The organism is Microbacterium sp. KKR3/1, assembly GCF_021272365.1.
Lineage (GTDB): Bacteria > Actinomycetota > Actinomycetes > Actinomycetales > Microbacteriaceae > Microbacterium > Microbacterium aurugineum.
Genome location: NZ_JAJSDW010000001.1, coordinates 967,368 through 978,795 on the forward strand (window position 1 = coordinate 967,368; position 11,428 = coordinate 978,795).

The window sequence follows — 11,428 nt, forward strand, 5'->3', positions numbered from 1 at the left end:
CGCCCTTCTCTGCGAGACCGGGGACTCAGCCGGCGAGTTCGCCGAGCGTCACCTCGATGTCGTAGGACTTGCCGCCACGGACGTAGGTGACCTGGGCATCGCTGCCGGCCGCCGCCGCGCGGACCTGCGCCGTGAGGTCGGTCGCGCTGGTGATCGGAACCCCGTTGAACGAGGTGACGATGTCACCCTTCTCGATGCCGGCTGCCGCCGCAGCGCCGCCGTCGCTCGCCTCGGCGATGTATGCGCCGGCGACGGTCGCGCCCTCGACGTTCGAGGCGTCCTGGACGGAGGCGCCGAGGAGGCCGTGCGTCGCTGCGCCATCGGCGATGATCTCGTCGGAGACCCGCTTGGCGATGTTCGACGGGATGGCGAAGCCGATGCCGATGGAACCGGAGTCCTCGGAGTTGCCCGAACTCGCGATCGCCACGTTGATGCCGATCAACTCGCCCTTGCTGTTGACGAGCGCACCCCCGGAGTTGCCGTGGTTGATGGCGGCATCGGTCTGGATCACGGCGATCGAGATGGAATCGGACGTCTGCTGACCAGAGTTTCCGGGGATGTCGAACTGGAAGGGCCCCTGGCCCTGATCGGGCGACTGCTGCTCAGGAGCATCCTCGGAGGACGAGTCCGGCAGTGCCGACGACGCGATCTGGATGCTCCGGTTGAGTGCGCTGACGATGCCGGTGGTGACCGAGTTCGCCAGGCCGAGCGGGGCGCCGAGCGCGACCGTGGTGTCGCCGACGTTGAGCTTCGACGAGTCGGCGAACTTCATGGGCGTGAGCCCCTTGGCGTCCTTCAGCTTGATCACGGCGAGGTCGTAGATCGGGTCGGTGCCCACGACCGTGGCCTCGTAGAGCTTCCCATCCGAGGCGGTCACCCGGATCGTGGGATCGGCGACGGCCCCGCCCAGCGTCACCACGTGGGTGTTCGTGAGTACGTAGCCGTCATCGCTGATGATGACACCGGAACCGCTTCCGGCCTCCTGGGAGCCCGCGACCTCGATGGTGACCACGGAGGGGAGGGCCGACGTCGCGACGGCGGTGGTCTCGTTGACCGACCCGGGGTTGTTGACCGTGACGGTCTGCGGCCCCGATGCCGTGCCGGAGGACGGCGGGTTCTGAAGACCGTTCAGCAGTGCGCCGCCACCGAAACCGGCGACACCGCCGACGAGCGCGGCCGCGACGATGAATGCCGCGATCTTCGCGCCGCCTCGGGACTTCTGGTCTTTGGCCTTCGCCTCGCCGGGAAGCGTGTCCGCACCGAGGGGCTGCGTGGGCTGCGTGTGGGACGCGGCGGTGGGGATGCCGAACGCGGCACCAGGGGCCGTTGCCGTCGCGGAGTTCGCGGGGGCGGCGAAGACGTGCGGCACGGGCTCGACCACGGGCGCCGCCGGCACCTGCGAGGTGAAGGTCGGCGGTACGACGTGTCCCTGGACGGGGGCGACGGGAGCCGGCGCGGAGGGACCCGGCGAAACGGCGGACGGCGCGGTGGTGTCAGCGGCGGCCTCCGTCGCCGGCTGAGCGGCGACCTCTGCTGCCTCGGTGGACGGCACGGCGTCGTTCGACGCGGGTACCGAGTGGTCCTGTGTGTTGTCTTCGTTCATGGTGTGTGCTCCTTCAACGACCACTTCAGAATGACGCCTGTGTCTGTGCGTTCCTTATGTCGAAGATGAGTTTCAGCTATGGCCTTAGCCTGTTCTTCATGAGTGTCATCCCCGGCGCATGGCGTCGCACGGCGGCGGGCGCCGGTCTGCTCGCCGCAGACGGAACCGTCGCGCCCACCATCTTCGCAGAGATGTCCGCTGCCGCGGCCCGAACCGGGGCGATCAATCTCGGACAGGGATTCCCCGACGAGGACGGCCCTCCGGAGGTGCTCGAAGCCGCTCGGGCCGCGATCGCCCACGGGGCGAACCAGTACCCGCCGGGTCGCGGCGTACCCGACCTGCTCCAGGCGATCAGCGAGCATCAACGCCGGTTCTACGGGCTCGATGTCGACCCCGGTACCGAGGTGATCGTGACGGCAGGGGCGACCGAGGCGCTCACGGCTACGCTGCTCGCACTGATCGACGGTCCCGACGACGAGGTGGTCGTCTTCGAGCCGTACTACGACTCCTACGCCGCAGCGGTCGCTCTGGCGGGAGCGCGCCTGCGCACGGTTCCGCTCCGCGCGCCCGACTTCCAGCCCGATCTGGACCAGCTCGCGGCCACCGCGAATGATCGCACGCGGATCATCCTCGTCAACGACCCGCACAATCCGACGGGTGCGGTCTTCGGACACGACGTCCTCACCGAGGTGGTGCGGCTCGCTGTGCGGCACGACGCCGTCATCGTGACTGACGAGGTGTACGAGCACCTCTCCTTCGAGGCTCCCCACACGCCGATCGCGACACTGCCCGGCGCCGCCGAGCGCACCCTGACGATCTCTTCCGCCGGCAAGACCTTCTCGGTCACCGGATGGAAGATCGGCTGGGTGCACGGACCCGCCGCTCTCATCACGGCGGTGCTCACGGTGAAGCAGTACCTCACGTACGTGAACGGATCCCCCTTCCAGCCCGCCGTCGCCACGGGGCTCCGACTCTCCGACTCCACCTTCGCCGATGCCTCATCTGCGCTCGCCCACAAGCACGGGATCCTCGGCGACGGACTGCGCGCGGCCGGGTTCACGGTGCACACGCCACAGGGCGGTTACTTCACGGTGGCCGATGCGACCGCGCTCGGCGGCACGGACGCCGCGGCGTTCTGCCGAGCGCTGCCGGAACGTGTCGGAGTCGTCGCCATCCCGTTGACCGCGTTCGTGTCGGAACAGCATCGACAGGAATACGCGGGACTCGTGCGCTTCGCCGCGTGCAAGCGAGTGGATGTCCTGGAGGAGGCGGCGTCCCGCCTGGCCGATTTCACCGCCTGAGCGTTCGAGGGACCGGATCGTTCCCTCAGCGCGGCACGACGGCGTACCGCCGCACACGGAGCGAGGGGTTCACGGCGCGCACCCGGTCGATCGCAGAGCGTTCCACGACCGCCACCGCGATTCCGGGCGCGGTACCGACCCCGGCGAGGACGACACCCTGCGGATCGATGATCTGCGAATGCCCGACGCCGATCGGCGTGGGGTGGTCCGCCGCGACCACGTACACGGTGTTCTCGATCGCACGCGCGGCGAGCAGCGTGGTCCAGTGGTGCTCCTTGAGCGGACCTCGCACCCACTCCGCAGGCACGACCAGCGCATCGGTCGCCGCGTCGACCAGCGACCTGGCGACCTCCGGGAAACGCAGGTCGTAACAGGTCATGAGCCCGAACCGCAGACCGGCGAGCTCGAACGTCGACGCCTCCCCCACGTCGCCGGCCTCGATCCAGTCGGACTCCGTCTGTCCGAACGCGTCGTAGAGGTGCTGCTTGCGATAGACCGCGAGGATGCCGTCACCCCGCACCGCGACGAGCGTGTTCCGCACGCGGCGGTCGTCCGACGCGCGCTCCACCAGCCCTGCGACGATCACGACCGCATGATCGGCGGCGAGCGCGGTGAGCGTCGTGACGAAGTCCCCGTCGAGGTCTTCCGCATTCGCCGCGAGGCTCTCGTCCATCGGGTCGACGAAGTAGCTCGAGTACTCGGGGAAGACGATCAACCTGGCCCCGCGAGCCGCTGCCTCCGCCGTCAACTCCCCGATCTTCTCGCGGTTCTCCGAACGGGAAGCGGTCGGCGCGAACTGACACACGGCGACGGGGACGGCTGCTGTCTCGGACATACATCCATCCTCCCGCATCGACACGCCCGGGGCGTCATCCCCGGGCGCCTCGATTCGCCGAGGTCCGCATTCCGTGATAAGTTACTTCTTGTGCCGCGGGGTGGAGCAGTTCGGTAGCTCGCCGGGCTCATAACCCGGAGGTCGCAGGTTCAAATCCTGTCCCCGCAACAAATGAAAGGCCCTCTGATCTAGAGAAATCCAGATCAGAGGGCCTTTCGCCTTTCCTGCAGGAGCACGTGCGCGTGGACGTCGCCCGCGGGCGCGAAGCCGGCCGAATCACGAGATCTCCACGGTTCGGATGAATCGCGGAACGAGCCGGACGAAGACCACCATCACGATCAGCTCGACGATCGTCTGCGTCACCACCACCAACGGTGCGAGAGCGAAGCATGCCGGAAGCGCGAGCGCCAGCGGAAGGACAACGAGCGAGTTGCGTGTCGCGCCGGAGAAGACGATCGCACGTCGAGCGGGGACGCCGAGCTTCGAGACACGACCGGCGACTGCGCCGAGAGGGAGCATCAGGGCGGCGAACCCGAGGAAAATCGGCACGGCGACCCAGAGGTCCGCCAGGCGCGCACTCACGCCGTGCACTTGGGAGGCGACGACGACGGCGAGCGTCAGCATCATCAGCGGCACCATCGCAGCGGCCGCCACCGCCTCGACGCTCCGCCCCCACCGCGACCGAGACGCCGCGTACTGCACTGCCCCCGCGGCCGCGAGGGGCAGGAGGATCACCCAGACGAAGGCCTCGATGAACGGGGTGAGCTCGACGGTTCGAACCAGGTCCACGCCGACGAACCACCACAGAAAGAGCGGGAGCAGCAGCATCTGTCCGAGCATCAGGATCGGTGCTGCCGCGAGCAGCCGTTCCTTCGCCCCTCCCCCGAGCCCGGTGAACACGATCACATAGTCGACGCAGGGGGTGAGCAGCACCAGGAGGACGCCGGCCAGCAACGCCGCGTCATGCGCCACGAAACGCGAGAGCCCGAACACCACCACGGGCACGATCACGAAGTTCACCGCGAGGAGGACGGCGAGGAACCGCCCGTCGCGAAACGCCCGGCCGATCGCCGGGAAGGGCACTCCGAGGAAGGTGGCGAAGAGGAGCACACCGAGCACCGGGGTGATCGCGAGTTCGAGCGGACGCGCTGCAGAGGGCACCCGCAGTCCCAGCACGCCACCCGCGGCGATCGCCGCGAGATAGAGAGCGACCTGGTGACGCTCACCCCAGACGATCACGCTTCGCATGCCACCAGCATGTCCTGCCTCACGACCACTCGCGAGTCGGAGCCGCGCCGGTGGAACAGAAATGGGCGCCCCCTCACGGGGGCGCCCATTCACTGCGGTGCGGGACGACTCACTCCTCGGCGGCGGCGTCCAGCTCCAGGAGCTTCTCGACGGCCGCGGTGAGGCGCTCATCGGCCTCCGCGAACTTCGTGAGGTCGCCCGACTGCAGCGCCGTCTCACGGTCGACCAATGCCTGCTGCGCGGCAGCCAGGGCGTCGGCCTGCGCATCCGTCGGCTGCGTGGGCTCGGTCGGCGTCTCGCCGGCGTCCGGGTTCTCCGTCTCCGGGTCACTCGGCTCGACCGTGTCGTCACCACCGGTGGCACCGGAATCACCGCCGAAGAGCGTGTCCAGAGCCTCGGTCAGCGTGTTCTCGAAAGCGACGCGATCACCGAACGCGACCAGCACCTTCTGCAGACGCGGCAGCTGCGTGCCCTCCGAGGACTGCACGTACACCGGCTGCACATAGAGCAGACCGCCACCGACGGGCAAAGTCAGCAGGTTGCCGTAGATGACCTCCGACTCTCCCTGTTGCAGCAGGTTGAGCTGAGGCACGACGGACGTGTCGGAGTTGTAGGTGTTCTGCACCTGGCCGGGGCCCGGCACCGTCGTGTCCGTGTCGATCTCGAGCATCCGCAGCTGGCCGTAGCCCTCTGCCTTCACGCCCTTCTCCGAACCGGCGTCCGAGTCCACCGCGAGGTAGCCCATGAGCACGTCGCGGCTGCCGCCCGACCCCTGCGAGTTCGGGATGAACGTCGAGAACATCGAGAACCGCGGGGAATCCTGGCCGGGCATCTGCATCGTCAGGTAGTACGGCGGCTGCAGCATCGATTCGCTGCGCGGGTCGTTCGGCGTCTGCCACCGGTTGTCCTGCTGTGCGAAGGATCCGGCCTTGTCGACGTGGTAGACGCCGAGGATGTCGCGCTGCACCTTGAACAGGTCCGTCGGGTAGCGCACGTGGCTCATCAACTCACCCGACATGTCGCTGATCGGCTTCAGCGTCGACGGGTAGATCTTCTGCCAGGTCTTGAGGACCGGGTCCTCATCGTCCCAGGCGTACAGCGTCACGGAGCCGTCGTAGGCGTCGACCGTGGCCTTGACCGAGTTGCGGATGTAGTTGATGTCGTCGATGGCCAGCGTCGGCGACGTGACGTTGGAGTCGGCGATCGCGTCCGACAGGCTCACGCTCGTCGAGTACGGGTAGGTCTGGCTCGTCGTGTAGCCGTCGACGATCCAGACGATGCGTCCGTCCACCACGCTCGGGTACGGATCGCTGTCGAGCTCGAGGTAGGGCGCGACCTTCTGCACACGGGTCTTCGGGTCGCGGTCGTAGAGGATCTGCGACTCCTCGTTCACGAGGTTCGAGAACAGGATCTGCTCCGACTGGAACTTCAGCGCGTACAGAAGCTTCGTGAACGTGTCGCCGATCTTGGGCCCGCCGTCACCGGAGAACGTCGTCTTGGTCTCGCTCGAGCCGTCCTTGCCCCGCGGGTAGTCGATCTCGGCCGGCTCGGCGCCTTCGGGCGCTCCGACGATCGAGTACTCGGGCGACTTCTCGCCGAAGTAGACACGAGGCTCGAAGTTCTCCCGGTCCGTCAGGAACCCGGAGGACGGGATGCCGCGCTCGAGGAACACCGGCTCGCCGTCCGAGGTCCGCTGGTTACCCGCGGCGGCCACGAGACCGTAGCCGTGCGTGTAGACCGCCACACGGTTGTTCCAGTTGTCACCGTCGCCGAGACCTGACATGTCGAGGTCACGCACGGACACCACGGTGTCCTGCATCTGGCCATCGATCTCGTAGCGGTCGACATCCATGGTCGTCTGGAACTGGTAGTAGCCGCGGTACTGCTCGAGCTGACGCACCGTGGGCGGGATGACCTTGGGGTCCATGATGCGGGTCGACGCCGTGGTCTCGGCATCGGCGCGCAGCTGACCGGCCTCGGCGTCCGTCTTGGCGGCGAACGGCGTGGTCTCGAGGTCTGCGACGCCGTAGGCCTCCTTCGTGCCGTCGATGTTCCGCTGGTAGTACTCCGCCTGGTAGGCGTTCTGGTTCGGCTTCACCTGGAAGGTGGTGACGACCCAGGGGTAGCCGACCCCGACCACGAGCGCGGCCACGATCAGGAGCGCCGTGGCCGCGAGCGGGAAGCGCCAGCGGCCGATGACCGCGGTGACGAAGAACAGGATCGCCACGACGGCGGCGATGATGGCGAGGATCGCGAGGCCCGGGATCGTCGCGTTGACACCCGTGTACGCCGCACCCGTGATGCGGTCGTCGGGCTCCACGAGGGTCTTGTACTGGTCGAGCCACAGGCTCGCCGCCTGCACGAGCAGGTAAAGACCCGCGATGACCGCGAGCTGGATACGCGCAGGCTTGGAGATGCGCAGCTCTCCCTGGCCCACACGAACCGATCCGTACAGGTAGGAGACGAGCGCGGTGACCAGGAGCGCGAGGAGCAGGACCGCCGACACGAACGCGAGCAGGATCGAGTAGAAAGGCATCGCGAACATGTAGAACCCGGTGTCGATGCCGAACTGCGGGTCGACACTGGACGTGGCGACACCGTTGGCCCAGAGCCACACCGTCTTCCATTGCCCTGCAGCGGCGAATCCGGCGAACAGCCCGAAGAAGATCGGCATGCCCCACATCGCGAGTCGACGCAGCGGCTCGATGACCTCCTGGTAGCGGTCCAGTTGAGAGCTGAGCCGCACGTACACCGGGCGTAGCCGGTACGCGAGCTGGATGGCGACGAACAGCGGCACCGCCATTCCGAGGAAGCCCACCACGAACATCACCGCCGTGGCGATCCACTGCGTGGTGAGGACACCGGTGAAGCCCAGCTGGTCGAACCAGAGGAATTCGGTGTAGAGGGAGGCGAACACGAAGAACACCGCGATCAGGGCGGCGATGATCACCAGAGAGATGCCGAGAATACGTCGGGACGTTCGAGGCGTGGCCGGAGTCGGAGCTGAGGTCGAGGTCACCCCTCCATCCTAGGCATCGCTCACTGTGCGCAGGCTGTCATCCCGGTCACGGCGAGGTCACGGTGCCCGGTCGGGGATCAGCTGCCGGCGGTCTCGCACGTCGGCAGCGCGGCGACGTCGCCGTCGTCGGCGATCACCTCGAGCGCGGCGAGCGACTCATCGAGCGTCGCGGTGCGGATCACCTGGAGTCCGTCCGGGACGTGCCCGACGACCTCGTCGCAGTTCGACGCGGGCGCGAGGAAGAACTCCGCGCCGGCGTCGCGCGCACCGTACAGCTTCTGCCGGATCCCGCCGATCGGGCCCACGGTGCCCGCGGCATCGATGGTCCCGGTGCCGGCGATATTCTCCCCACCGTTGAGCTCTCCCTCGGTGAGGGTGTCGATGATCCCCAGCGCGAACATCATCCCTGCACTGGGCCCGCCGACGTTGTCCAACTGGATGGTGACATCGATCTCGAAGTCGTAGTCCGTGCGGAGCGTGACGCCGATGAGCCAGGTCGTGACACCGCCCTCCACGTGCTCCACCGGTGTCACCTCGACCGTCTGCTCCTCGCCATCACGCAGCACGGTGAGCGTCACGGGATCGCCCGCCGCCACCTGGATCGCCTCTCGCAGCTGCGTCGCCGAGGCCACCGGTGCGCCGTCGATCGCGGTGATCACATCGTCGGCCTTGAGCACCCCCTGTGCCGGCGAGTCGGGGACGGCGTCGACCACCACGACCTGCGCGCCGGTGTCGTACCCGAGCTCGTTCAACGCGGCTGCGGTGGCCTCGTGCTGTGAGTCGATCATCAGCGTGGCGTTGCGCTCGTCGCGCTGCTCGGTCGTCACGCCTTCGGGGAAGACGGAGTCCAGCGGCACGACGGCGCGCGAGGAGTCCATCCAGGCCAGGGCCAGCTCGAACCAGCTCGGGGTTCGCTCACGGTTCCCCACGACCTGCACGGTGGTCAGATCCAGCGTGCCGGCCGTCTCGAACGTCTCGGCGCCGTCGACCTTGATCAGCGGAACCTCGTCGCCGTCCTTGTCGGTCGCGGTGCCGAGCGTGTCGTAGACCGGACCGGGCCGTTGGATCACATAGGGCGACGGCAGGAACGTCAGTACGACGAGGGCGACGAGCGCGACGATCAGCGCCCAGACTCCGAGTCCAGGCTTTCCAGACCGCGTTCGATCCACAGCATTCCTCCGTCGTTCGCGAGCGGCGTACACCGATCTGCCCGCATCGGGGTCGCGCGCAGAAACCTGTGACTAGCGTAGATGCCACGGCAAGAGATGTGCTGAGAGGCGAGCGACATGGCAGACAACGACCCGACCCCCGAGGACTTCCAGGAGTTCCTCCGACGGATGCTCGCGAACCAGGGCGGTGGCGACATCGACCCCGAGGCACTGCGCGGCGCGTTCGAAGGAATGGACGGCTTCAGCCTCGACCCCGCGATGATGCAGACGATCATGTCGCAGCTCCAGGGCGCGTTCGGCGGCGACCCCTGGGAGAACGCCCTGCGTCAGGCCCTGTTCATCGCCAACCGCGACGGGCAGGGCATCAGCGACGGATCACGCACCTCACTCGCCGATTCCTTCTCTCTCGCCAACCTCTGGCTGGGCGAGGCGACCACGATCTCGGAGCTCGCCGAATCCCCGATCGCGATGACGCGCGGCGAGTGGGTCGAGAAGACCCTTCCGGTGTGGAAGGAGATCGCCGATCCGGTGTCGACCAGCATCGCCGATGCACTGACCTCCGCACTGGACACGCAGGTCCCCGAGGAGATGCGCGGCGTCGTCCAGGGCGCCGGAAAGCTGATGCGGGGTCTGGGCGGATCCGTGTTCGCGGCGCAGTTCGGGCAGGTCCTGGGGAACCTCTCGCTCGAGGTCGTCTCCGGTGGCGACGTGGGAATCCCCGTGCTCCCCGCCGGCACGGCGGCCGTGATCCCGCAGAACCTCACCGCTTTCGGCGAGGGCCTCGAGATTCCGGAAGACCAGATCGCGCTCTACCTCGCGACCCGGGAGCTCGCGTATGCGCGTCTCTATCGGCACGCGAAATGGCTGCACCTGCACGTGATGGCGCAGATCACGGACTTCGCCCGCGGCGTCACGGTCGACGTGGATGCCCTGGAAGACGTCGCGAGCCGGCTCGACCCCTCCGACCCGGAGGAGTTGCGTGCGGCCATCGAGGGCGGCGCACTGCTTCCTGTGCAGAGCGAAGCCCAGCGCGAAGCGCTGACCCGGCTGGAGAACCTCATCGCGACGATCGATGGGTGGGTAGACGTGGTGACCGCACAGGCGACCTCGCGGCTCCCCGACGGTGCGCGCATCGCGGAAGCAGCCCGCCGGAGACGCGCGGTGGGCGGCCCCGCGGAGGACGCACTCGGCGCACTCGTCGGGCTCAAGCTTCGTCCGCGGCGGATGCGGGAGGCGTCGGCGATGTGGCAGGCCGTGACGGACGCCGTGGGTATCGGTGCACGGGACTCGCTGTGGGACTACCCCGACCTGATGCCGACAGCCGACGACATCGACGACCCCCGGGCGCTCGTGGCGCGACTGCAGGCCGCAGAGCGCGGTGAGCAGCCGGTCGCCGATGAGTTCGACGAGGCGCTGGCGCGGCTGCTCGACGGCGACGACTTCGCGGAGGACAAGCCCGAAGATGACGACGACGACGACGCTGCCCCGGAAGGCGACCGACCCGTCTGACCGACGCGGCGCGGACGGAACGGGGAAGCCGCACTTCTCCTCCCCCGTCGTGCGAATTGCGGGAAGTTCTCCACCGAAGCGGCGGAGTGGCGTCCGCCGTGCGCGTGCCCCTCCAGAATCGGAGAGATGCCGCTCACTCCCCCGATCCTCACGCGCGTGGACCCGAACGCGCCACTGCTGTGGCGTGACGAATGCACGCTCCAGCTCGGCTACGACAGTGCCCTGAGCTTCGATGCTGTCGCCCCCTGGGTGGAGCGCCTCCTCAGCCGCTTGCGCTCGTCCTTCCGCCGGGGATCGTTCGACGTGATCGCCCATGCCGCCGGCGCCCCGCGCGAAGAGGCTCGCGCCCTGCTCGCCCGGGTGGAGCCGTTCCTGGTCGATGAGCCAGCCGCGGCCCGCCGCGCCTGGGTCGAGAGCATCGGCATCTCCGACGGCAGGTGCGAATACCGCGTGCGGGAGTCGCTCGTGGACGAGGGCATCATCCTCGTCGATCCTGCTCAGCCACCCGCCGTCGCCGTCGTGCTCGTGCGAGGTGCCGCCGCCGCTCTGCCATTCGCCCGCTTCCTCCGTGACGACATCCCGCACCTTCCCGTGTCGTTCGAACCGGGACGCGTGACGGTCGGCCCCCTCGTCATCCCCGGAGCGTCCGCGTGCCTCGCCTGCCGGGACGCACACGCCACGGATCTCGACCCGGCCTGGCCCCTGCTGCACGCACAGCTGATCGGTCGCGATCCCGGGCCGATC

7 protein-coding genes and 1 tRNA gene are annotated in these 11,428 nt (G+C 68.2%); 3 read left to right on the forward strand and 5 right to left on the reverse strand.

From position 1 onward, the window contains the following. Positions 1-25 precede the first annotated feature (25 nt). A complete protein-coding gene (locus tag LVJ59_RS04685; RefSeq protein WP_232762176.1) occupies positions 26-1,603 on the reverse strand; it encodes a S1C family serine protease in 1,578 nt (525 codons plus the stop codon). A 98-nt stretch (positions 1,604-1,701) separates the two neighbouring features. Between LVJ59_RS04685 and LVJ59_RS04690 the strand changes: the two genes are divergently transcribed. Then, positions 1,702-2,904: an aminotransferase class I/II-fold pyridoxal phosphate-dependent enzyme gene (locus LVJ59_RS04690; RefSeq protein WP_232762177.1), complete on the forward strand. Its 1,203-nt coding sequence runs from the start codon at positions 1,702-1,704 to the stop codon at positions 2,902-2,904. A 25-nt stretch (positions 2,905-2,929) separates the two neighbouring features. Here LVJ59_RS04690 and LVJ59_RS04695 read toward each other — a convergent pair whose 3' ends face one another. Continuing rightward, positions 2,930-3,739 (reverse strand): carbon-nitrogen hydrolase family protein, encoded by an 810-nt coding sequence (locus tag LVJ59_RS04695; protein WP_232762178.1) that lies wholly within the window; start codon positions 3,737-3,739, stop codon positions 2,930-2,932. Positions 3,740-3,833: 94 nt separating this feature from the next. Between LVJ59_RS04695 and LVJ59_RS04700 the strand changes: the two genes are divergently transcribed. After that, positions 3,834-3,907: transfer RNA gene (locus tag LVJ59_RS04700), tRNA-Met, on the forward strand. A 108-nt stretch (positions 3,908-4,015) separates the two neighbouring features. Here the strand turns inward: LVJ59_RS04700 and LVJ59_RS04705 are convergent. From LVJ59_RS04705 to LVJ59_RS04715, 3 genes are all read right to left on the reverse strand, one after another. After that, a complete protein-coding gene (locus tag LVJ59_RS04705; RefSeq protein WP_232762179.1) occupies positions 4,016-4,987 on the reverse strand; it encodes an arsenic resistance protein in 972 nt (323 codons plus the stop codon). A 109-nt stretch (positions 4,988-5,096) separates the two neighbouring features. Next, complete coding sequence (locus LVJ59_RS04710; protein WP_232762180.1) at positions 5,097-8,006, reverse strand: UPF0182 family protein; 2,910 nt, start codon at positions 8,004-8,006, stop codon at positions 5,097-5,099. A 77-nt stretch (positions 8,007-8,083) separates the two neighbouring features. Beyond that, positions 8,084-9,175 (reverse strand): PDZ domain-containing protein, encoded by a 1,092-nt coding sequence (locus LVJ59_RS04715; RefSeq protein ID WP_232762181.1) that lies wholly within the window; start codon positions 9,173-9,175, stop codon positions 8,084-8,086. A gap of 117 nt (positions 9,176-9,292) precedes the next feature. Here LVJ59_RS04715 and LVJ59_RS04720 point away from each other — a divergent pair, with 117 nt between their 5' ends. Next, positions 9,293-10,684, forward strand: coding sequence for a zinc-dependent metalloprotease (locus LVJ59_RS04720; RefSeq protein WP_232762182.1), 1,392 nt, complete (start codon positions 9,293-9,295; stop codon positions 10,682-10,684). Positions 10,685-11,428 lie beyond the last annotated feature (744 nt).